The sequence below is a fragment of the Guyparkeria sp. TX1 genome, assembly GCF_046523965.1.
Taxonomy (GTDB): Bacteria; Pseudomonadota; Gammaproteobacteria; order Halothiobacillales; family Halothiobacillaceae; genus Guyparkeria.
This window is the reverse complement of sequence record NZ_CP144142.1, coordinates 1,591,690-1,613,115: the sequence shown is the minus strand read 5'-3', so window position 1 is coordinate 1,613,115 and position 21,426 is coordinate 1,591,690. Positions and strand designations below refer to the sequence as shown.

Genomic DNA, 21,426 nt, shown 5'->3' with positions numbered 1-21,426 from the left:
AGGGCTCTCGACTCCCCCGCGGGCCCGCATCGACTTCCCAACATGGGGAAACGAGTCCGTTTGACCTCAGCCCACCTGCTCGAACAGCGGCCGGCGTGGCCGGGTGGGCAGATCGAAAGCCGCCGGATAGTCGACCCCGGTCAGGTACAACCCATCGGCCGGGGCGGTGATGCCCGCCGCCTCGCGATGGCAGGCCGCCAGCGCCTCGCTGATCCACTCGACGGGACGCTCGCCCGTCCCGACGGCAAACAGGCTGCCGACGATGTTTCTGACCATGTGGTGCAGGAACGCATTCGCGCGCACGTCAATGAACAGGTAGTCGCCCTGGCGGGTGACATCGACGCGTTCTACGGTGCGCACCGGGGAATGCGCCTGGCAGTCCTTGCCGCGGAAGCTGGAGAAATCGTGTTCACCCAGCAGGCGGTCGGCGGCGGCCTGCATGAGCGACTCGTCCAGGGGGCGATACCACCAGCTCAGCCGCCCCGAAGAGATCGCCGGCCGCGTGGATCGGTTGATCAGGCAGTAGCGGTACTCGCGCGCCGTGGCGGAGAACCGGGCATGAAAGGTCTCGTCCACTTCCTGCACCCACAGGGCGGTTATATCGCGCGGCAGGTGCTGCATCGTGCCCATCTGCCAGCCGTAGACCGGTCGTTCGACCTCGACGTCGAAATGGATCACCTGCCCGGTGGCATGCACGCCACGATCGGTGCGCCCGGCACAGACCACCTCGACCGGGCCGTCGGCCACACGGCTGATCGCCCGCTCGACGCGCTCCTGCACGGAATCGCTGTGCGACTGACGTTGCCAGCCGTGATAGCGCCCGCCGTCGTACTCGACCCCCATGGCCAATCGCATGCCCCACTCCCCTCGAATTGCTTTCGCTCAAGCCCGACCGTTAGGACAGGAAGCGCGATGATACCGATTAACCCAACGGCCGCCACGCAGGCATGACCCATGCTCTATAAGTATCTCGCAACGTACTGATAGAAAAGGCAGGCACGAATCCGCGTGCTAGCATCCAATCGATAGGGATAACTACGCGGGTTTCATATATTAGCGTTTACTGATATTGTGCGCGCTGCCCGTGAGGGATCGACCGGAAATGGGCCCGTCCAGCGGCTCATGTCATCGACCTTAACGGGAACGCGAACGATGTCTTCGGACTCTCCGCAACCGCATTCAAGGACACGCAGCATGGCGCGCAGCAACCACTCTCTGGGTTCAACGAGCGAATACGGCATCTCATCGGCTCGCCTCCCCAACCCGGCCCGGCCGCAGCGATTGCTCTCGGCCGCCATCATCCTGGCCCTGTCCGTCAGCGGCCACGCGATGGCCAACGAAGGCGAGTCGATCGCCTTCACCGCCGACACCCCGGCGACCGACAGCCAGCAAGCACTGACGCTTCCCTTCGACGCGGCAGTGGAACGCACGCTCAGCCAGAATGCCGCCGTGGATCTTTCCCAGGCGCGAATCGCCGAGGCGCGCGCGGCAATCGAACAAGCCAACGGCAACCTTCTGCCCACGCTGGACCTGTCGTTCGGCGTGATGGGGTCGAACAACCCGCTGAACGTCTTCGGCATGAAACTGCAGCAGGAGCAGGCCAACTTCAACGATTTCGGCGCCGGCGAATTCTTCCAAAAGTTCAATGAAGGTGACCTAGACGGTGCCTTGGCAACCGAACCGGACAACCTCAACGATCCCGGCTGGCACCACAACTTCCAGACCTCGCTGAAGCTTTCCATCCCGATCTACAACGGCGGCAAGATCCGGGAGATGCGTACCCAGGCCCAGGCGCTGCTGCAGGCCGCACAGTCGGGCGACGAGGCAGCGCGCCAGCAACTGGTACTGCATACCGTCGAGGCCTACGCGGGCATCAATACCGCCGAGGCCTTCGTCGAGGTCGCCAGCCAGGCACAGGAAGCGGCCACCTCCTTCCGTGATCTGTCGCAGAAGCTCTATGACGAGGGTGTGGTCACCAAGGCCGACCTGCTCAAGGCCAAGGTCAATCTCGGCGAGCGCGAACTCGATATCGAGAATGCGCGCAACCAGGCCGCCAACGCCGCCGATGGCCTCAAGGTACTCACCGGCATCGACACCCGTCAGGACATCGAGCTCAACGAGGCGATCGACGTCTCCCTGCCCGAGACCACGCTGGACGAGGCACGCCAACTGGCCCTGTCCAACAACCCGCGCATCCAGGCACTGCGTGGCCGCATTGCCGCGGCTCGCGCCGAGGTCGACGTGGCTCGGGCGGACTACAAGCCGCAGTTCAACCTGATGGCACAGCAGGACTTCAACGACGAATCGCTGGGTCTACGCAATGACAGCTACACCGTCGGCGGCGTGCTCACCTGGCGGGTGTTCGACTTCGGCGCCCGCTCCGGCAAGGTCGATCGGGCCCAGGCGAAGGTCGACGCCAGTCTCGCCGAGCGCCAGCAGGCCCTCGACAAGCTGATCGGCCAGGTTGGCAAGGTCTGGCGCGAAGCCAATATGGCGGAAAAGCGCGTCGAGGTGCGTCGACTGGCCATCAACCAGAGCGAGGAGGCTGTGCGCCTGGAGGAACTGCGTTACCAGCAGGGCCTGGCGACCATGACCGAGTTGCTCGCCGCGCAGACCGAGCTGGACAACGCCCGTGCCGAACTGATCCGCGCCCGTTTCCAACGCACCATGCAGCGCGCCGCCCTGTGGCTGGCGCTGGGCGAACTCGGTCCCGAGCGGGTCGAGTCCGTCCGCGCCGATGGCGTGAAGGCGGCACTCGACACCTCCGAATCCTGATCGGTCGGCAGGCCCGGCCGCGGTTCCTATTGCGATCCAACGAACGAGATCCATCGATGATGCAGCAAGCGACACACTCCTTCTTCCCGGTCATGGACCACCGACTTGCCCGCCGGCTGGTCGCCCCCCTGTTCGCCGGCCTCTTGCTGGCGGGCTGTGGTGGTGAACCGACCGAGCAACCACCGGCTGGTGGCGAAACCGAGATCCAGGCCGACTGGGTCACCGTGGACGCGGGCCAGGTCGACGACACGGCGCTCTTCCCCGGCACGGTGATCGCAAGCGACCAGTCGCCGATCGCCTCGCGGATGATGGGTTACGTGCGCGAGATCAACGTGCGCGAGGGCGAAACCGTCGAGAAGGATCAGCCGTTGCTCACCATCGACCAGAGCGACGTCGACACGCAGATCCGTCAGGCCGAAGCGGCACTGGCGAAGGCCCGTTCCGGACTGGCGAATGCGCGCAGCAACTACGAACGGTTCCAGCGGCTATACGAGCAGAACGCCGTGCCCAAGCAGCAGTTCGAGCAGATGCGCACGGCCTACGAGGTGGCCCAGGGGGATTTCCAGGCCGCGCAGGCCGCGGTCGAACAGGCGCAATCGCAGGTCAATTACGCCCAGATCCGCGCCCCGTTTGCCGGGACCATCGTCCAGCGCATGGTCGATCCCGGCCAGCTGGCCACCCCCGGCCAGCCATTGCTGATGCTGATGGGCAGCGGCGATCGCGAGGTGCAGGTCGAGGTGGATGACCAGGCCTTTGCGCGGCTTTCCGAAGGCGACACACTCGACGTGGGCTACCGCGACAACGACGGCAACCCGGCGACCTTCTCCGCCGAGGTGCTGCGCCTGGTTTCGGCCGCCGACCCGATCACCCGCACCCACACAGTCAAGCTGAGCGTGCCGTCCGACCTGTCCCTGACGCCGGGCAATTTCGTCACCGTCAGCGTGGTGCTCGACCAGAAGGCAGCGATCCTGGTACCCAAGGAGGCCATTCACGACCGCGGCGGCATGCAGGGCGTGTTCGTGCTCGACGACCTGGACCGCGCCCGGTTCCGCCTGGTCCGCGTGGGCCAGGAGCGTGCCGGCGAGGTGGTCGTGCTGGCCGGCCTGAACGACGGTGATCGCGTGATCACCACGGCCCAGGGTCGACTGGCCAACGGGACCAAGGTCGTATCGAGCAATGCAAGCGAGGGTGATGCATCGTCATGAACCAGACGACCAACGCCAAGGAGCCGAAGCTGAATCTTGCCGGCCGGCTGGCCAACAGCTTTCTCTATTCCAAGATCACCGCGCTGATCATGATCGCCATCACCCTGTTCGGCCTGATGGCGGTGCTGATCACCCCGCGCCTGTACAACCCGGAAATCGTGGTTCCCGGCGCGCAGATCTTCGTGCAACGACCGGGCAACGACGCCGCCCAGATCGAAGACCAGGTGGTCAAGCCGCTCGAGGCGCTGATGGCGCGTCTCAAGGGTGTCGAGCACACCTACGGGGTGGCGATGGACGACCTGGGGATGGTCACCGTGCAGTTCGAGGTGGGTAGCGACGAGGAGGCTAGCCTGCTGCGCCTGTACAACGAGATCTCGCGCAACCTCGACCGCCTGCCGCCCAATACCAGCATGCCGCTGGTCAAGAGCATCGGCATCACCGACGTGCCGATCATGAGCCTGACCTTGAGCTCCGAGGAGCTCGACAGCACCCAATTGCGCGAGGTGGGCCAGCGCCTGCTCGAGCAGGTCCAGAACGTGCCCGAGGTGGGTGCCAGCGACGTGATCGGCGGTCACCGCCGCGTACTGGCGATCGACATCGACCCACAACGCCTGGCGGCCGCCGGCGTGCCGATGAGCCGGCTGAGCGAGATGCTCAAGGGCGCGAACGTCGTCCTGCCGGGCGGCGCCCTGACCAACGACAACCAGGAAATCCGCCTGCGTACCGACGCGGCCTTCACCGGCCCGGAAGACCTGGAGAACCTGGTCATCGGTCAGCACGAGCAGCGGCCGATCTACCTCGCCCAGGTCGCCGATATCTCCTACACGCCCGAGGAGAACGACCAGTACACCACCCACGCCTTCGGTCCGGCCAACGACATGGGCAAGCTTGCCGGCGACCCCACGGCGGCGGTGACCGTCACCGTGGGCAAGCGCGCCGGGGCCAACGCGGTCACGGTCGCCGCGGCGGTCAAGGAAAAGCTGGCGGTCATCGAGCGCGAATTGCTGCCCGAACAGGTGGATCTGACCATCACGCGCGACTACGGTGATCGGGCGGATGACGCGGTCAATACCCTGATCGAGCACCTCGGTGTGGCCGTGCTGGTGGTCCTGATCATCCTGTTCTTCTTCCTCGGCTGGCGCGAGGCATTGATCGTCACCCTGACCGTGCCGTTGACGCTGTTCGTCGTCCTGGGCGTGGGCTGGATCTTCGGTCAGACCATCAACCGCATCTCGCTGTTCGGCCTGATCCTGTCGTTGGGGCTGCTGGTGGATGCCGCGATCGTGGTGATCGAGAACATCCACCGCCATCTGCACGAGGGCAAGGAGCCGTCATTCGCGGATCTTCTGGTGCGGGCGACCAACGAGATCGGCAACCCGACCAACATCGCGACGCTGGCCGTCATCCTGGCGTTTGTGCCGATGGCGTTCGTGTCGGGGATGATGGGGCCGTTCATGCTGCCGATCCCAATCAACGTCTCGGTGGCGATGATCGCCTCGCTGATTCTCGCCTACATCATCGTCCCGTGGACGGCGTACCGCTGGCTGGGCTCGAAGGCCCGCAAGGCGCTCGCCAAGCGCGAAACCCTCGAGGGCGACCCGCACCACGAGGACTGGCTGATGCGCAACTACAAGCGCATTGCCAAGCCGTTGCTCGGTTCGAGGATGTTTTCGCTGGCCTTCCTGCTGTTCGTCCTCGGCCTGATGATCGCCTCGATGCTGATGCCGGCGTGGCAGTTCGTGCGCGACTCGGGCATGAACGGCCCGCTTTCGCCGGCCGGCGTGAGCCTCAAGATGCTGCCCGAGGGCAACGTCGACACCTTCCTGCTCGAGGTCAACACCCCGGAAGGCACGGCCACGGAGCGCACGTCGCTGGTCGCCGACGCGGTAGGCAACGTCGTCTCGCAGAACCAGTACGTGACCGACTACCAGACGTACGTCGGACGCACGGGTCCGCTGACCTTCGCCGGTATGGTCCGTGGCGACATGATGCGCCAAGCCCCCAACATGGCACAGATCCGCGTCAATCTGGTCGATCGACACCATCGCCCCGTGACCAGCGAAGTCGCCATGGAGATGTGGAAACAGCTCGAACCGGTGCGTCAGCAATACATGGACTCCGGCATCAAGCTGTTCCTGACCCCGCCCGGTCCACCGGTGCGTGCGCAAGTGCTCGCCCGCATCCACGGGCCGGACTACGAGACCCTGCGCGACATCGCAAGCCAGGTGCGTGAGCGCTTCGACGACGTCTACGGCATGATCAACGTCGACGACTCGATTACCGCCGATGCGCCGGAATACCGGATCGAGGTCAACCAGACCAAGGCGCTGCAGTCGGGCATCGCCCCGGCACAGATCGCCAAGGTGGTCCACGAGTACGTCAACGGCCAGACGCTCGGCACGGTGCACGACACCGACACCTCCGAGCCGGTCAACATCGTGTTGCGCCTCGATCAGGCCAATCGCGCCTGGATCCGCCAGATCCGTGACCTGACCGTCACCAATCCCGACGGCAAGGCCGTGAAGATCGGCAACCTGGTCGATATCCGCGAGGGCACGGTCACCAAGCCGATCATGGATCGCGACCAGCACCCGGTGGTCTTCGTCCAGGGCGACCTGCTCGGTTCGAGCCCCGTCTACGCCACGCTGACGCTCAACAAGTGGCTCAACGAGATGGAGCTCGACGACAACGTCGAGATCAGCACCGGCAACCTGGGCTTCGTCGACAGCCAGCCGGATGACCTCAAGGGCTATGAGGTCCTCTGGGGCGGTGACATGCGACTGACACTCGACGTCTTCCGCGACCTGGGGGCGGCCTTCATCGTCGCGCTGGTGTTCATCTACCTGCTGCTGGTCGCCTACTACCAGTCGTTCATGCTGCCGGTGATCGTGATGGGCGCGATCCCGCTGACCCTGGTGGGCATCTTCCCGGGCCACTGGCTGTTCGACATGCCGTTCAACGCCACCTCGATGATCGGTTTTATCGCGCTGGCGGGGATCGTGGTGCGCAACTCGTTGCTGCTGATCGACTTCATCCTCGACTATCGCCAGCAGGGGTACGGCCTGAAGGAGTCTGTGCTCGAGGCGGGCGCGGTGCGCTTCCGCCCGATCCTGCTCACCGCGCTGGCGATCATGTTCGGCTCGGCGATCATGATCACCGATCCGGTCTTCGGCGGGCTGGCCGTCTCGCTGATCTTCGGCACCTTCGCCTCGACCATGCTGACGCTGCTGGTAATCCCGATCATGTACTACTTCTGGCAGCTCGATCAGCAGATCAAGGCCGAGAAGAAGGCACGCAAGGCCGCCTGACGGCCAGGCATGCGCCGAGACCAACCGCGACCCGCCGATCTGGCCAGTCGCGGTTTTTTTTGTCTACGCTTAAGCCTCCGTTAAACACCCGCAAGCGATCCAACCGATGGCCGAACATCCGCTGACTCCGCGGCACGCCGACCTGTTCGAGCGCGCCGTCGTCGATACCAACGCCCTGCCCTGGGTACAGTCCCCGGAGCCGACCGTCGAGCGCAAGCTGATCGAACGCGAGGGCGGCGACGGCACGCGCGCGACCAGCCTGGTGCGCTTCGCCCCCGGGGCGAGCTTTCCCGAGCACGTCCATCACGGCGGAGAGGAGTTCCTAGTGCTGGAGGGGGCGTTCTGCGATGAAAGCGGCTGCTTCCCCGCCGGTCACTACGTGCGCAATCCACCCGGATCTCGCCACAGTCCGAGCGCGCCGAATGGTTGCGTGATCCTGGTAAAGCTCCACCACCTCGACTCGCGTGAGGACGAACAGGTGGTGGTGGACACCCACGCCACGCCCTGGCAACCAGGTCTGGTCGAAGGTCTGGAGGTCATGCCGCTGGCCGGCTTCGAGGGCGAGCACACCGCCCTGGTGCGATGGGCGCCGGGCACGCATTTCAAACCGCACCATCACTTTGGCGGGGAGGAGATCTTCGTGCTGGAAGGGACGTTCGCCGACGAGTACGGTCGCTATCCCGCCGGGACCTGGCTACGCAACCCCCACTGGAGCCTTCACCAGCCCTACTCGGAAACCGGCTGCACCATCTGGGTCAAGACCGGTCATCTGCCGATTCCCGATGCCTGGTATCGCGAGGCCCAACAAGCCCGGTAACGACCGTCAGTCCTTGGCCGAAGGCAACGGCGTGGTGGTTGCGGCAAGCGATGCCCCCTGGGCGGCGAGCCGTGTCATCAGCTGGTCGACCAGCGATTGCGCGCCCTTGGCGTAGCTTTCCGCATTATTGGCTTCGAGGTCGATGGTTTCATTGAAGATCATCGCCTCGACCAGTTGTCGCTCGGCGGCCCGATACCAACTGCAGGCCACCTTCATCTGCACCTGCCCGGACTGCGTCATCGCCGCACCGGGCTCGAGCTGATGTTCCAGACGCTGGATTTCGCAGTACAGGCTCAGATCGGACGGTACGCGCGCCCCACCTCGGACCACGGTCCTCACCCAGGGCTGGGTCGACAGGGTCTCGTCAATGATCTCGTTGAGCATCACACCGGGCGGACTGGCCCAGCGGTTGTCGCGGTAATAGGCGAGCGACTGACGTTCGCGGCTATAGGCCATGTCCCGTCGGTCGATTGCACTGGCGGCACGCGTTTCAATCAGGCGGACGATCACCGGATCACTGACGTCGGTCCCCTCTACCACGGGGGCGGGCGCAACCAGCCGCCATTGCTGCGGCTCCCCGCCCCGTTCCGGCAAGACGGCGCAACCACCCAACAGCAGCACAAACCCGAGCGTCACCAGCAACCGCATCGAAATGTTTTCCATTTTATTTTCAATGACCTGATTCATCTTCCTTCCATCCTGGTTCGGCTCGAGAGAGGCACTCATCGGCTCGCCTCGCCGGGGCCCGGAGTGCGCTGATCACCACCGAAGATCGCCCGCGACGGGTCATCATCCAGCGTCGAGGTAAAGTCACTCAGTCGGCGCGACAAATCCCGAAGATCCCGAATCAGCAGACTGATATCGGGCAGCGTCTGGCGCGAAATCTCGTCGGCGGCCCGTTCGCCCGCCTGGCTGAAGCCGACCGTCACCTCGGCTGCGGTGGCTACCCGGTCGGCCGTCTCGTCAAACGTATCCATGGTCACCGAGAACTTGCCGATCGCCTGGTCAAGGGAGTCCATGGTGCCGTCGGCCCGGGCGAGCAGGCGCTCGCCGTGCTCGGTCAGCTCCGCCGTGTTCTCCGCGGTACGCGATGCGTTGTTCAACAGGGACCGGAGCGTCTCCCGCTCCTCGGCGAGCGTGCTGGTGATCTGGTCAAGGTTTTTGGCGGTGCGTTCGACCGCCTGCAGGTTCTCCTTGCTCAGCAACCGGTCGATCCGTTCGCTGACAGCGACCAGCCGCACCATGGTGTCGTTGAGTCCGCCTTCGAGCTTGGAAAATAGCGACGGCTCGTAGGGAATCACCGGGCAGCAGGCGTTCGGGGCGGCCGGGAGATCTTCGTCGGCCGAGCCGCCCTTGAGGTTGAGCACGCTCAGGCCGGTGACGCCCTGCGGTTGCAACTGGGCGCTGGTATCGGCCCGAATGGGCACGGTCTGATCGATCAACAGCCGGATCCGGATGTTGTCCGGGTTGCGCCGATCGATGCGGATTTCATCCACGTAGCCGACGTCCACCCCGTGGTAGTAGACGCGGCTGTCGCTATTCAGACCGGAAACGCTGTCGGTGGCGTAGACCACATACGGGTTGTACTGACGAGACGAACCGCCGCTGTAAAGCCACCAGGCGGTCAACACCGACGCGCCGAGCAGCAACACGACGAACAACCCCACGATGCTGTAATTGACCTTTGATTCCATGACCGTGCCCTAGGCGCTCCCCCGGCTCGTTCCCGGCTGACTCGTTCCGAGTTTCGCATATTCCGCGGATCGACTACCTTGAAAATAGGCAACTAGCTCCGGCTCGTCGCGTTGCGCCAGCTCGGCCGCCGGGGCGAACGCGAGCACGCGCTTTCTGGCCAGAAAGGCCACCACATCCGAACCACGCCAGATCGAATCGAGATCATGGGTGGCCTGAATGACGGTCAGGCCCAGGGAATCGGTCAACTCGCGGATAAGATCATCGAAACCCGCCGCGGCGATCGGATCGAGCCCCGAGGTGGGCTCATCCAGGATCAACAGGCGCGGATCGAGCGCCAGCGCGCGAGCCAGGGCCGCACGCTTGACCATGCCCCCCGACAGTTCGGCCGGGTACTTGCCGGCACTATCGGCAGGTAGCCCGGCCAGGAGCACCTTGCTCATCGCCAGTTCCTCGAGCCAGTGCCCCCGAACCGATGTGTGTTCACGCAGCGGCAGCATGACGTTTTCCAGCACCGTCAGGGCAGTGAACAACGCACCCCCCTGAAACAACAGGCCTATCCGCCGTCGAAGGTCGCGTTGGGCGCGCTCGCCCACCGCGAGGGCATCCTCACCGAACAACTCCAGTTGGCCTGCATCCGGGCGGCGGAGCATGGACAGGGTGCGTAGCAGGACCGTCTTGCCGGTTCCCGATCCGCCGACCAGCGCGGTGATCCGTCCCGGTGGAAGCTCAAGGCTCAGGCCGTCATGGACGCACTCGTCGCCAAAGCAGTTTCGAATGCCGCTCAGACGCGCGATTGGCGCCATGGATTCGTTCTGAGCTGGGCTGTGGGACGCGGAAACCATCGCCAGTCAGTACCCCATCAGGTTGAAGAGCACGGAGAACCCGGCATCCAGCACGATGACCAGGAAGGTCGCTTGCACCACGCTGACCGTCGTCGCCCGCCCGACGGCCAGCGCGCTGCCCGCCACCCGCATGCCCTGCATGCACCCGATCAGCGCAATCGCGATGGCGAATACCGGCGTCTTGATCAGACCGAGCATCAGCGTGGTCAAGTCGACCACCTCCGGCAACCGATCGAAGTAGACGGCAAAACTCACCTCGAAGCGGTAGGCCGCGACCACTGCCCCGCCCAACAACCCCAGCAGGTTGGCGAACACCGTCAACAGGGGCAGCACCACCATCAAGGCGATGATCTTGGGCAGGATGAGCATGTCGAACGGCGATATGCCGATGGATCGCAGCGCGTCGATCTCCTCGGTAATCCGCATCGTGCCCAGTTGCGCGGTGTACGAGGACCCCGTCCGCCCGGCGACGATGATCGCCGTCAACAACGGTCCCATCTCGCGCAGCGTGATGATGGCGACCAGGTTGACGATCAGGATGTTGGCGCCGAAATCGGCCAGGGTCGCACCTGCCTGGTAGGCCATCACCATCCCGACCAGGAACGAGAGCAGGCCGACAATACCGAGTGCACGCAACCCGGCCGCCTCGATCTCGGCCACCACCTCGCGCCAACGAATGCGCCAGGGAAAAGCGATCAACTTGCCGCCACGCACCACCAGTTCGCCGATAAACGCGAGAAAGGCGTTGCCCTCGGTGAACTTGGCGACGGTCGCCCGGCCGATTCCCGCCAACACGCCCTCGCGCGGCGGCCGCGGCGTCTTGGGTGGCGGCAGACGCCCCTTGAGCAACTCGATCACATTGCGCTGCCTCTGAGGCAACGCCTCCAGATCCACCGCCGCACCGCCCTGCTCCATTCCGTCGACGATCCGGGCGAGCCTCAGTGCACCGGCACTGTCGAGCGCATCGATCTCACCGCCAACCCGAATCGTCTTGCCCCTCGCGGCCGAGTCGCCGAATCCGGCGGGTAGCGACCGATCGATTGTCGAAAGGGTCTCGGACTGCGCCAGGGTCCATTCGCCGGCCAACTGCAGGTGCCACACGTCGTTATCGCCCCGATCGAGGGCGATACGCGGCGGCACGTTCACGGAAGATCCATTTTCTGTCATGAACCGGGCGATCTCGGCAGATTGTTCGGACGGAGAATACCGGCAGCCTAGGCGCTGCTCGCCCCCAACCGGAGCCCTCGCCCCGCCTAGGCAATCGATGCAAACGCGAACAACTGTATTGCCCAAGCGTAGGCGCAAAGCGCCCCACTCGTCTATTCGTCTTGGCAAGGTCTCCACCGCGCACCTCATCGCAAGGCAGTTGCGTCGGTCGGATCAGACGAACCTGATAGAATGCCGGGCCTTTTATTGGCGGCTGCCGCGCGTCTTGACCACGCCGGCAAACGCAACCCACGCGGATAACCGCGACACGAGGAGATGCCCATGGAAAAACAGCGCTTGCAGAAGGTCCTCGCGGCCATGGGGCTGGGCTCGCGTCGCAAGATCGAGAACTGGATTGCCGAGGGCGCGGTCCGCGTCAACGGTCAGACCGCGACACTGGGCGACCAGGCCGGGCCCGGCGACATCATCGAGATGGGTGAGCGACGCATCCAGGTACCCGACGTGCGACCGGTGCGCCGGGTGCTGATCTACCACAAGCCCGAGGGGCAGATCACCGCCAACCACGACCCCCAGGGCCGACCGACGGTCGCCGAAAACCTGCCGCCGATCCGCGAGGGTCGCTGGATCACGGTCGGTCGACTCGACTTCAACACCAGCGGCCTGCTGCTGGTAACCAACGACGGCGAGCTGGCCAATCGGCTGATGCACCCGAGCTACGGCATCGAGCGCACCTACGCCGTACGCGTGTTCGGCGGCCTGAGTGACGAACAGCAGAAACAACTGCTCGAAAGGGTCGAACTCGACGACGGACCGGCCAGCTTCAAGCGCCTGGTCGATGCCGGCGGCCAGGGGCAGAACCACTGGTACCACGTCACCTTGCACGAGGGCCGCAACCGCGAGGTGCGCCGCATGATCGAGTCCGTCAATGGGGCGGTATCCAGGCTCATCCGCATCAGCTACGCCGGGGTCACCCTGCCGCCGCGTCTGCGGCCCGGCAAGGTCCAGGAACTCGAACCCGACGTCCAGGGTGCGCTGGCCGAACTGGTGGGCCTCAAGGCCGAGACCCGGCAGAAGACGCTGGGACGCCACGACGCACGCCGCGCCCACAAGCCGTTCAAGGCCGGTCAGTCGGTGCGTGACAGCAAGCGCGCGCAACCCCGCCGTGGCGGGGGCGGCAAGAGTGCCGGCCCGGTCGGGCATTCGCTCAAGCGCGAAACGACCATCAAGCCGGCCACCTCGCGACGCAAGGGCGGCGGGGCAGCCAATCGCCGGCGCGGCACGAGCCGCTGAGGCGAGAGGCCCTCGCCCAAAAGCGCTCGCCGCATTCGGGCTTGAAGGCAACGCGCCCGCCACCAATACTGGGGAGACCATGCAAGAAAACAGCTCGCTGACCAACCAGCTCCTGATCGCCATGCCCAACCTGGAGGATCCCAACTTCAGTCACAGCGTGACGTACATCTGCGAAGACAACGACGAGGGCGTGATGGGTATCACCATCAACCGCCCGCTGGAGCTCGACCTCGGCGACATCCTCGACCACATGAGCATCACCTGCACCGACCCCGACGTACGGAGCCGGCAGGTGTTCATGGGCGGCCCGATTGCCCTCGAGCGGGGCTTCGTCCTGCACGCCCCCCACGGCGGCTGGGAATCCACGCTCGAGGTGACCGACCGCATCGGTCTGACCACCTCGAAGGACATCCTCCAGGCGTTGGCCGACGGGGCGGGCCCCAAGCAGGCCATCGTCGCGCTTGGCTATTCCGGCTGGAGCCGCGAGCAAATGGATCGCGAGATCGCCGAAAACAGCTGGCTCAATGTCGAGGCCACCGAGGAAATACTGTTCGATCAGCCGGTCGAGGAGCGTTGGACGACCGCGGCCAGCCAACTTGGCATCGACATCAACCTGCTCTCCGGCGAGGCCGGTCACGCCTGATGACTGCCACGGAGCCTGCCTCACCAGCGCCCGGCTCCCAGGCCGACTCCATGCCCGGCTCCCTGGCACTGGGCTTCGACTACGGCGAATGGCGTATCGGGCTGGCCGTGGGCGACCGGCGCCTTGCTAGTGGCCGTCCGCTCACCACCCTGCACAATCGCAACGCCGACCAGATTGACTGGACGGCGATCGAGGCCCTCGTCTCGGAGTGGCAGCCCGATGCGCTGGTGCTCGGCTGGCCGATCGATGACGCGGGACGCTGCTACCCGCAGGCCGCCGCCATCCGCCGCTTCGGCAATCGTCTGCGCGAACGCTACCACCTGCCGGTATTCATCGTTGATGAACGCATGAGCTCCGAGCAGGCCACCGAGCGTCTGGTCAAGCGCCGCGGGCGCCGTGCCGTCGAACGCGATCAGGGTCAGATCGACGCCATGGCCGCCGCGGTCATTCTTGATACCTTCTTTGCCCAGTCGACGCCGCGCCTGATCGAGACCGTCACCAAGGCCGAGGTCACGCAAAACCTGGTCGGCTCTCCCGCTACGTCACGGCATTGATACAATTCGATCCCATCAATCTCACCCGGACTCCCCTGCGATGACACAGACCGACCGCCTGTTGCCCGTCAACGAGGCCATCGACCGGCTCGAGGCCCGGATCCGCTCGGATCAGCAGGATGGCACTCTGGTGGATCCACTGATCGTGGGTATTCACACCGGCGGGGTCTGGGTGGCCGATGCCCTGCACCGCGCACTGGGCTGCCAGGAGCCGCTGGGCCGGTTGAACATCACCTTCTATCGTGATGATTTCAATACACTCGGCCTGCATCCTCAGGTCAGCCCTTCGGACCTGTCGGTGGATGTCGACGGCCGCGATATCATCCTGGTCGACGACGTGCTGTTTACGGGTCGCACGGTGCGTGCGGCGATGAACGAGCTGTTCGACTACGGCCGACCACGCCGGATCGCCCTGGCGGTGCTCTACCAGCGCGACGGTCGTGAGCTGCCGATCTGCGCCGACTGGGCCGGTCAAGAGTTGACGCTCGGCCCCGACGAACAGATCCACGTCGACGGGCCGGACCCGATGACCGCCCGACTCGTCACCAGCAAGGAGAGCTGAGCGCCATGGCCGTGAAATTCGTCCGCCCGAAGATCCCGAAGTTTGCCCCGGATCCCTGGGCAATCCAGTTCGATGAACAAGGCCACCTGCGCCACCTGCTGACAATCGAGGGACTCGGGCCGCAGTGGATCACGCGCATTCTCGATACCGCCGAGGGCTTCGTCTCGGTCACCGATCGCGAGATCAAGAAGGTGCCGCTGCTGCGCGGGCGGACCGTGGTCAACCTGTTCTTCGAGTCGTCGACCCGCACCCGTACCACCTTCGAGCTTGCCGCCAAGCGCCTCTCCGCCGACGTGCTCAACCTCAATCTAGCCACCTCGGCGACCAAGAAGGGCGAAAGCCTGCTCGACACCCTGCGCAATATCGAGGCGATGCAGGCCGACATGTTCGTCGTCCGCCACGAGCAGTCCGGTGCAGCCCACTTCATCGCCCGCCACGTCGCCCCGCACGTCTCGGTACTCAATGCCGGCGACGGATGGCACTCGCACCCGACCCAGGCCCTGCTCGACGCCTTCACCATCCGTCGGCACAAGGGCGATTTCACGCCGCTTCGGGTGGCGATCGTCGGCGACATCCGCCACTCCCGGGTGGCCCGCTCGCAGATGCACGTGCTCAACTCGCTCAATGTGGGTGAACTGCGCGTGATCGCCCCGCGTACCCTGCTCCCCACCGACGTCGAGAAGCTCGGCGTGCGCGTATTCCACGACATGCGTGAAGGGCTCAAGGACGTCGACGTGATCATCATGCTTCGCCTGCAACGCGAACGAATGGAGGCGGGCCTGCTGCCCAGCGAAGAGGAGTTCTACCGCCTTTACGGTCTGACCGAGGAGAAACTCGCCTGGGCCAAGCCCGACGCGATGGTCATGCATCCGGGCCCGGCCAACCGAGGCGTGGAAATCGAATCGTCGGTGGCCGACGGGCCGCAGTCGGTGATTCTCGAGCAGGTATCCAACGGCATCGGCGTGCGCATGGCGGTGATGAGTCTGTGCATGAGCGCCAACCGGGGAGACAACACATGAAGGACGCACCGGAAAACCTCGGCATCGATCACGACCCGGTGCGCCACCCGGAGGGATGTCGTCCCGGTATCGATTGCGATCGTTGGGTGATCCGCGGCGCGCGGCTGCGTGATCCATCCAATGGACTCGACACCACCACCGACATCTACCTTGGCGATGGCCGCATCGTCGGTATCGGCGAGGCACCCGGCGACTGGCCGACAGACACCGCTGAACATGTCTGTGCCGAGGGCCAATGGCTGATTCCCGGCGTCATCGACGGCTGGGCGCGCCTGCGCGAGCCGGGTCATGAACACAAGGCCACCATCGCCACCGAGAGCGCCGCCGCCGTGGCCGGCGGGATCACCACGGTGGTCATGCCGCCCGATACCGTTCCCGTACTCGATACCGTCGCGGTCGCGCGCTACATCAAGCGCCGCGCCCAGCTGGCCGGTCGCGCCCGCGTGGTTGCCATCGGCGCGATGACCCAGCAACTGGGCGGTGAGCTGCTCGCCGAAATGGCGGCACTGGACGCCGGTGGCTGCGTCGCGATCTCGAATGCCCACTACCCATTCCAGGACCTGCGCCTGATGCGGCGGGCACTGGAGTACGCCGCGACCTTCGATCTGCAGGTACTGCTCCAGCCGCTGGACCCCTCGCTCTCCGCACGGGGCTGCGCACATGATGGCGCCGTGGCCACCCGCCTCGGCCTACCGGGCCTGCCGGTCTCCGCCGAGACCGCGCCGCTGGCGCAACTGATCGCCATGATCAGCGAGACCGGCGCGCGAGTGCACGTGCCGCAGCTATCCTCTACCGCCGCCCTCAAGTTGATCGAGCGGGCGAAGGCCGATGGCCTGCCGATCACCGCAGGCGTCTCGGCCCACCATCTCTGGCTCACCGAGATGGACACCGACGCGCTCGATCCCAACGCCCACGTCATCCCGCCGCTACGGACCATTCGCGATCGCGATGCGCTGCGCCGGGGGCTTGCCGAGGGCCTGATCGACACCGTTGTCTCGGATCATCAGCCGCACGAACCGGATGCCAAGCTCGCCCCCTTCCCGGAGACCGAGCCCGGCATCTCGGGGCTCGAGACCCTGCTGCCGCTGGTGTTGAAGCTGGTCGAGGAAGGCGTGATCGGTTTCGAGCGCGCCATCGATGCGCTGACGACGCGCCCGGCCGCGCTGTTTGGTCTGTCCGATGCCGGCTCGATCGCCGTGGGCCAGCGTGCCGATCTCACCCTGGTCGATCCAGATGCGATGTGGAGCCTCGGCTCGGTCGGCCTGGCGAGCGCCGGCGAGAACACGCCGTTTACGGGCTGGGACTTCGCCCACCAGGTAGAGACCACCTGGGTCAATGGTCGGCGGGTATTCCTGCGCGAGCAGTGAGTTCGAAGGCGGCGCTCAGCCTTCGCCGTCCAGCAACCGGCGAATGATCTCGCCGGCGACCACGTGGCCGAACAGGTTGGGCAGGTAGCTGATGGTGCCGTTGACCGCGCGCGGCTGACTGCCATCGTCGGTCGGCTGATGCGGGGCGGGCTTGCGCGGCGCTTCGGTCGAGTAGACCACCGGGAAGTCCACCGGGGCGCCCGCCTTTCTCAGCTTGCGCCGCAGCACCGCCCCCAACCCACAGCCGTGCACCTGATCGAGCCGCCCGACCTGCATCCGGCGCGGATCCAGACGATTACCCGCTCCCAGGGCGGTAAACGTGCCTCGCCCCTGCTCGCGCGCCACGGCCAGCAACCTCGCCTTGACCGCGATCGAGTCGATGCAGTCGGCGACGAAATCCGGTTGATGCCGGTCAAGGAATACCTCCACCCCAGAGACGTCGAGAAAGTCCGCGCTGGGTACCAGTTCAATGTCGTCGCGAATCGAGGCCAGCCGCTCCACCGCTACTTCCGCCTTGCCACGCCCGAGCACCTCGCGGGTGGATAGCAACTGGCGATTGAGGTTTGAAGCAGCGAACGTGTCGTGATCCAGCAGGATCAATCGCCCTACCCCGGCGCGGGCCAACGACTCGGCAGCCGCGCCGCCCACGCCACCCAATCCGGCGACCAGCACGGTCGCGGCACGCAGGCGTTGCAGACCCTCCTCTCCGATAAGCAGTTCGGTACGTTCGTCGACGGGATTGATGGCAGTCACGTTGGCTCGGTCCGGTTGTCGTGTGGCGGTTGGAGAATTACGGGGCAGCATTGTAGCCAAGCCGGTTCTTGAACAGTCGCCGGGTGTTTCGATTGACGCGCTCGAGCAATTCCTCCGGCTCCATACCGCGCAATTCGGCCAGGCTGTCCAGATTCTCGGGCAGGTAGCCGGGCAGATTGCGCTCGCCGCGATGCGCGTGCCCGGGCTGGTTGGGGGCATCGGTCTCCAGCACCAGTGCATCAAGCGGGAGCTCACGCATCATCCGGTGCATGCGATGGGCACCGGGGTGCGTGATCGCCCCGCCCACGCCGAGGTAAAAACCCTGCTCGATGAAGCCTTGGGCCTGCTGGTGCGAGCCGGTGAACCCGTGCACCACCCCGCCGGCGTGACGATGGCGTCGCAGCCAGTACAACAATCGATCGGCGGACTTGCGCTCATGCAGGATCACCGGCAGGCCTCGCTCGCCGGCCCAGTCGAGCTGGGCGGTGAACAGCGCGTTCTGCACGTCGGCATCCAGACCCGGTTGGGCGAAATCCAGGCCGATCTCCCCCACCGCGATGGGACGCTCGGCCGACTGCCACTGATGCTCCAGACCCGCCAGGGCCTGATCAATATCCACCCGATCACTCCACCAGGGATGCGTGCCGAACGCCCCCCAGGCAGACACGCCCACGGCGCGGGCCTGCGCCATGGCCCGACACTGATCGTTAAAGTCGACGGGAGACACCCCCACCGCCACGATTCCGGTTACCCCGTTGGCAAGCGCGTGCCGGACCACCTCGTCGAGATCGTCGGCAAACGCGGCCGCTTCCAGGTGACAATGGGTATCAATCCGCTCCACGCTGCGTCTCCTATCTGCCATTGAGTTGAGATCAGGGCTCAAGAATACGGCCAGTCGGTCGATGATAAAGATAACCGTCAGACACGGGCGAACCGGATAACCGCCGGCATCAGGCGGTCGCCCCGGCCAGCCAACCTGGACGAGTCGAACGCCCCGCGCAAACGGGATCGGGGACGCCGAAGGCAATGCTATCGTTTGGCTTGTCCGTTTTGTTCGTGGCGGTTGTTGTTTTCGCCTGTTTGCTGCGGGCGCCCTTGTTTCCGGCATCACCGATCCTCGAGGACCGAGCCCTTTGAATCCCAGCACGCTACTCGGCATGTTCTCCGGCCTGGCCATCGTGGTCGCGGCCATTGGCCTCTCCGCCGAGGATCCGGCCAACTTCCTCAATCTGCCGGGCCTGTTGCTGGTCGTCGGCGGCACGATGGCGGCGACGCTGGTCAGCTACCCGCTGCACGAGGTGCTGCGCGTCTTTCGCGTGTTCGGCATCGTGCTCAAGAACGAACGACTCTACGCCGAGCGCGACATCAACGAGCTGGTCGAGGTGTCCAAGCTCAAGTTCCAGGGCCAGATCAGCCGGGCGGACGAGAAACTCAACCGGATCAAGAACCCGTTTCTGCGCTCGGGCATGCAAATGGTGCTCGACGGGGCGTCCTCGGAGGATCTGATCACCCTGATGCAGTGGCGCATTTCCCGCATGCGCGCCCGCGAACGGGCCGAGGCACAGATCTTCCGCACCATGGCGACCTTCGCGCCGGCCTTCGGCATGCTCGGCACCCTGCTCGGGCTGATCAATATGCTGTCGGCGATGGATGCCGACCAGTTCGGCGCCATCGGCACCAACATGGCGCTGGCCCTGATCACCACCCTGTACGGCATCCTGCTGTCGAACATGCTGTTCAAGCCGATCGCGCTGAAGCTCGAGCGGCGTACCGAGCAACGCGTGATGCTGATGAACATGATGGTCGAGGGCGTGCTGCTAATGCAGGAAGATCGCTCGCCGGCCTTCATCCGGGAGACGCTCGGCTCGTTCCTTGCGCAGAGCGAGGATGAGCTACGTGACGGTGACCGGCAACGCAGTCGGGCCAAGGATCGATCCAACGGCCGGAGCGAAAGCCCACGACGTCGTCCGAGACAGGCCAGCGAGTGAACAGCGTGAGCGCCGACCCCAGCGCACAGGAACTCGAACTCCAGGAGGCTCGGGTTGCCGCGGCCGCCCGTGATGGGGGGCGGCCATGGAGCGAGGGCTGGGAGCCCGACGTCCGCCAGGTCGAGGACGATCAGAACTACTGGCTGTTGACCATGGTCGACCTGATGACCCTGCTGCTGACGCTGTTCGTCCTGCTCGCCGCCTACGCCTATCAGCACAAGGCACAGAATCCGATCGAGCCGGGCAGTGGCATGCAGAACAACCAGCCAGCGAACACGGATCGGCCAGCGGCCAGCGACGCCACCGGGGATACCGACCCACCCGAGATAATCATTGGAGGCGACAAACCGAACCCGGATGCCCGCACCGCCAGCGGGGATGCCCTGATCGGCGAGCGCCACGAGCAACTGTTCGCTGAACCCGGCGATGCCGAGTCTCACCAGGAAGCACCGGAGCCGACGTCCGGCACGGCCATGGACGCCGATGGCAGTGGGGCATCCGCCCAAGGACAAAACCATTCGGGTGAGCAGGCCCGAGCCCTGGCCGGGCAGTTCGAGGACATGGGTGACGACGTCGAGGTCTCGACAATCGCCGATCGGGTGCAATTGCGGGTCAAGGACAATATCCTCTTCCCCACCGGCGAGGCCGGTCTGTCAGGCGCTGGCCGTCACCTGCTCGCGCGACTCGCCGAACGCCTCGAGGGCAGCGACTATCGCATCACCGTCGAGGGCCACACCGACAATCGCCCCATTCAGACCTGGCGCTACCCCTCCAACTGGGAGTTGTCGGCGGCGAGGGCCGCGGCGGTGGTACGCGAATTGATCGATGCCGGCATCCGCCCCCGCCGACTGCACGCGGTCGGGCTGGCCGACACGCAACCCATCACCGGCAACGACACCGCCACCGGCCGCGCCGAGAACCGCCGAGTGGATCTGGTGCTGGAGCTGCCCGCCAACGAGGAGGACGCACGATGACCGATGCCCGCCCGACCGCTACGGATTGGCGCCTGCACCCGCGCCTGAAAGCCGACAGTTTTCCGGTAATCAATCATGGACGGCTGCAGTTCCGACTGATCAACGACCGGCGCTTTGTCTGGACCCTGATCGTGCCGATGTGTCCCCACGCCGAGCAGCTACATCAGCTCCCGCCAGACTGGCGCAACGAGGCGCTTGACGGCCTTCAGGCCTTGAGCGAGACCCTCGAACGCCTCTACCAGCCGGAGCGGCTCAACGTCGGCGCGATCGGCAACCTCGTTGACCAGCTCCATCTGCACTGTGTGGTCCGCTTTGACGACGATCCGGCTTGGCCGGGTGTGGTCTGGGGCGCCGGCGAGCGCGAACCGATGGAACCGATCGAGTTGCTCGCCCGAATCCAACCGATCGCCGCTGGACTCGGGGATGCCCTTGCGCGAAACTCTGCGCACGCCGTGTAAGCCCACGAC

20 protein-coding genes are annotated in these 21,426 nt (G+C 65.3%); 13 read left to right on the top strand and 7 right to left on the bottom strand.

All coding sequences use genetic code 11. The features are described 5' to 3' along the window. Positions 1-66 precede the first annotated feature (66 nt). A complete protein-coding gene (truA, locus tag VWP12_RS07530) occupies positions 67-855 on the bottom strand; it encodes a tRNA pseudouridine(38-40) synthase TruA (RefSeq protein WP_410473625.1) in 789 nt (262 codons plus the stop codon). A gap of 339 nt (positions 856-1,194) precedes the next feature. Here truA and VWP12_RS07525 point away from each other — a divergent pair, with 339 nt between their 5' ends. The 4 genes from VWP12_RS07525 to VWP12_RS07510 all read left to right on the top strand — a co-directional run bounded on the left by VWP12_RS07525 (position 1,195) and on the right by VWP12_RS07510 (position 8,105). Next, entirely contained in the window at positions 1,195-2,775 is a 1,581-nt protein-coding gene (locus VWP12_RS07525; protein WP_410473624.1) for a TolC family protein, read from the top strand. Positions 2,776-2,831: 56 nt separating this feature from the next. Beyond that, a complete protein-coding gene (locus tag VWP12_RS07520; protein ID WP_410473623.1) occupies positions 2,832-3,980 on the top strand; it encodes an efflux RND transporter periplasmic adaptor subunit in 1,149 nt (382 codons plus the stop codon). Next, positions 3,977-7,288 (top strand): efflux RND transporter permease subunit, encoded by a 3,312-nt coding sequence (locus tag VWP12_RS07515; protein ID WP_410473622.1) that lies wholly within the window; start codon positions 3,977-3,979, stop codon positions 7,286-7,288. The genes VWP12_RS07520 and VWP12_RS07515 overlap by 4 nt, the downstream gene beginning before the upstream one ends. 106 nt (positions 7,289-7,394) lie before the next feature. Then, positions 7,395-8,105 carry a cupin domain-containing protein gene (locus VWP12_RS07510; RefSeq protein WP_410473621.1) on the top strand — a complete coding sequence of 237 codons (711 nt, stop codon included), beginning with the start codon at positions 7,395-7,397 and terminating at the stop codon, positions 8,103-8,105. Between the two features lie 6 nt (positions 8,106-8,111). Here the strand turns inward: VWP12_RS07510 and VWP12_RS07505 are convergent, their stop codons facing one another. Genes VWP12_RS07505 through VWP12_RS07490 form a run of 4 tightly spaced genes read right to left on the bottom strand, consistent with a single transcriptional unit; the run spans position 8,112 to position 11,788 of the window. Next, a complete protein-coding gene (locus VWP12_RS07505) occupies positions 8,112-8,768 on the bottom strand; it encodes an ABC-type transport auxiliary lipoprotein family protein (protein WP_410473620.1) in 657 nt (218 codons plus the stop codon). 59 nt (positions 8,769-8,827) lie between these two features. Further along, positions 8,828-9,799, bottom strand: coding sequence for an MlaD family protein (locus VWP12_RS07500; RefSeq protein ID WP_410473619.1), 972 nt, complete (start codon positions 9,797-9,799; stop codon positions 8,828-8,830). A gap of 9 nt (positions 9,800-9,808) precedes the next feature. Further along, positions 9,809-10,603: an ABC transporter ATP-binding protein gene (locus VWP12_RS07495; protein WP_410473618.1), complete on the bottom strand. Its 795-nt coding sequence runs from the start codon at positions 10,601-10,603 to the stop codon at positions 9,809-9,811. 45 nt (positions 10,604-10,648) lie between these two features. Then, positions 10,649-11,788 (bottom strand): MlaE family ABC transporter permease, encoded by a 1,140-nt coding sequence (locus VWP12_RS07490; RefSeq protein WP_410473617.1) that lies wholly within the window; start codon positions 11,786-11,788, stop codon positions 10,649-10,651. A 342-nt stretch (positions 11,789-12,130) separates the two neighbouring features. Here VWP12_RS07490 and VWP12_RS07485 point away from each other — a divergent pair, with 342 nt between their 5' ends. The 6 genes from VWP12_RS07485 to VWP12_RS07460 all read left to right on the top strand — a co-directional run bounded on the left by VWP12_RS07485 (position 12,131) and on the right by VWP12_RS07460 (position 17,244). After that, positions 12,131-13,099, top strand: a complete 969-nt coding sequence (locus VWP12_RS07485) for a pseudouridine synthase (RefSeq protein WP_410473616.1) — start codon at positions 12,131-12,133, stop codon at positions 13,097-13,099. Positions 13,100-13,178: 79 nt separating this feature from the next. After that, positions 13,179-13,742, top strand: a complete 564-nt coding sequence (locus VWP12_RS07480) for a YqgE/AlgH family protein (RefSeq protein ID WP_410473615.1) — start codon at positions 13,179-13,181, stop codon at positions 13,740-13,742. Next, positions 13,742-14,296 carry a Holliday junction resolvase RuvX gene (gene ruvX, locus VWP12_RS07475; RefSeq protein ID WP_410473614.1) on the top strand — a complete coding sequence of 185 codons (555 nt, stop codon included), beginning with the start codon at positions 13,742-13,744 and terminating at the stop codon, positions 14,294-14,296. Before VWP12_RS07480 ends, ruvX begins: the two co-directional genes overlap by 1 nt. Before the next feature lie 40 nt (positions 14,297-14,336). After that, positions 14,337-14,858, top strand: a complete 522-nt coding sequence (gene pyrR, locus VWP12_RS07470) for a bifunctional pyr operon transcriptional regulator/uracil phosphoribosyltransferase PyrR (RefSeq protein WP_410473613.1) — start codon at positions 14,337-14,339, stop codon at positions 14,856-14,858. A 5-nt stretch (positions 14,859-14,863) separates the two neighbouring features. Then, entirely contained in the window at positions 14,864-15,877 is a 1,014-nt protein-coding gene (locus tag VWP12_RS07465; RefSeq protein WP_125198547.1) for an aspartate carbamoyltransferase catalytic subunit, read from the top strand. Then, complete coding sequence (locus tag VWP12_RS07460) at positions 15,874-17,244, top strand: dihydroorotase (protein ID WP_410473612.1); 1,371 nt, start codon at positions 15,874-15,876, stop codon at positions 17,242-17,244. The genes VWP12_RS07465 and VWP12_RS07460 overlap by 4 nt, the downstream gene beginning before the upstream one ends. A gap of 15 nt (positions 17,245-17,259) precedes the next feature. On the opposite strand, the gene VWP12_RS07455 is transcribed toward VWP12_RS07460, so the two are convergent. Continuing rightward, positions 17,260-17,997, bottom strand: coding sequence for a ThiF family adenylyltransferase (locus VWP12_RS07455; protein ID WP_240031418.1), 738 nt, complete (start codon positions 17,995-17,997; stop codon positions 17,260-17,262). A gap of 37 nt (positions 17,998-18,034) precedes the next feature. After that, a complete protein-coding gene (locus tag VWP12_RS07450) occupies positions 18,035-18,838 on the bottom strand; it encodes a TatD family hydrolase (RefSeq protein WP_410473611.1) in 804 nt (267 codons plus the stop codon). 292 nt (positions 18,839-19,130) lie between these two features. On the opposite strand from VWP12_RS07450, the gene VWP12_RS07445 reads away from it, so the two are divergent. The 3 genes from VWP12_RS07445 to VWP12_RS07435 are packed head-to-tail and all read left to right on the top strand — an operon-like array spanning position 19,131 to position 21,417. Then, positions 19,131-19,985 (top strand): motility protein A, encoded by an 855-nt coding sequence (locus tag VWP12_RS07445; protein ID WP_410473610.1) that lies wholly within the window; start codon positions 19,131-19,133, stop codon positions 19,983-19,985. 5 nt (positions 19,986-19,990) lie between these two features. Beyond that, positions 19,991-20,959 carry a flagellar motor protein MotB gene (locus tag VWP12_RS07440; protein WP_410473609.1) on the top strand — a complete coding sequence of 323 codons (969 nt, stop codon included), beginning with the start codon at positions 19,991-19,993 and terminating at the stop codon, positions 20,957-20,959. After that, the gene (locus VWP12_RS07435; RefSeq protein WP_410473608.1) at positions 20,956-21,417 is read left to right on the top strand and encodes an HIT family protein; all 462 of its coding nucleotides are present in this window, start codon (positions 20,956-20,958) and stop codon (positions 21,415-21,417) included. The genes VWP12_RS07440 and VWP12_RS07435 overlap by 4 nt, the downstream gene beginning before the upstream one ends. The last annotated feature ends 9 nt before the right edge of the window (positions 21,418-21,426 follow it).

What these genes read in the sequence shown, in the direction of transcription:
- truA (WP_410473625.1), bottom strand. Translation starts at nt 855, where the DNA reads ATGCGATTGGCCATGGGGGTCGAGTACGACGGCGGGCGCTATCACGGC.
- VWP12_RS07525 (WP_410473624.1), top strand. Translation starts at nt 1,195, where the DNA reads ATGGCGCGCAGCAACCACTCTCTGGGTTCAACGAGCGAATACGGCATC.
- VWP12_RS07520 (WP_410473623.1), top strand. Translation starts at nt 2,832, where the DNA reads ATGATGCAGCAAGCGACACACTCCTTCTTCCCGGTCATGGACCACCGA.
- VWP12_RS07515 (WP_410473622.1), top strand. Translation starts at nt 3,977, where the DNA reads ATGAACCAGACGACCAACGCCAAGGAGCCGAAGCTGAATCTTGCCGGC.
- VWP12_RS07510 (WP_410473621.1), top strand. Translation starts at nt 7,395, where the DNA reads ATGGCCGAACATCCGCTGACTCCGCGGCACGCCGACCTGTTCGAGCGC.
- VWP12_RS07505 (WP_410473620.1), bottom strand. Translation starts at nt 8,768, where the DNA reads ATGGAAAACATTTCGATGCGGTTGCTGGTGACGCTCGGGTTTGTGCTG.
- VWP12_RS07500 (WP_410473619.1), bottom strand. Translation starts at nt 9,799, where the DNA reads ATGGAATCAAAGGTCAATTACAGCATCGTGGGGTTGTTCGTCGTGTTG.
- VWP12_RS07495 (WP_410473618.1), bottom strand. Translation starts at nt 10,603, where the DNA reads ATGGCGCCAATCGCGCGTCTGAGCGGCATTCGAAACTGCTTTGGCGAC.
- VWP12_RS07485 (WP_410473616.1), top strand. Translation starts at nt 12,131, where the DNA reads ATGGAAAAACAGCGCTTGCAGAAGGTCCTCGCGGCCATGGGGCTGGGC.
- VWP12_RS07480 (WP_410473615.1), top strand. Translation starts at nt 13,179, where the DNA reads ATGCAAGAAAACAGCTCGCTGACCAACCAGCTCCTGATCGCCATGCCC.
- ruvX (WP_410473614.1), top strand. Translation starts at nt 13,742, where the DNA reads ATGACTGCCACGGAGCCTGCCTCACCAGCGCCCGGCTCCCAGGCCGAC.
- pyrR (WP_410473613.1), top strand. Translation starts at nt 14,337, where the DNA reads ATGACACAGACCGACCGCCTGTTGCCCGTCAACGAGGCCATCGACCGG.
- VWP12_RS07465 (WP_125198547.1), top strand. Translation starts at nt 14,864, where the DNA reads ATGGCCGTGAAATTCGTCCGCCCGAAGATCCCGAAGTTTGCCCCGGAT.
- VWP12_RS07460 (WP_410473612.1), top strand. Translation starts at nt 15,874, where the DNA reads ATGAAGGACGCACCGGAAAACCTCGGCATCGATCACGACCCGGTGCGC.
- VWP12_RS07435 (WP_410473608.1), top strand. Translation starts at nt 20,956, where the DNA reads ATGACCGATGCCCGCCCGACCGCTACGGATTGGCGCCTGCACCCGCGC.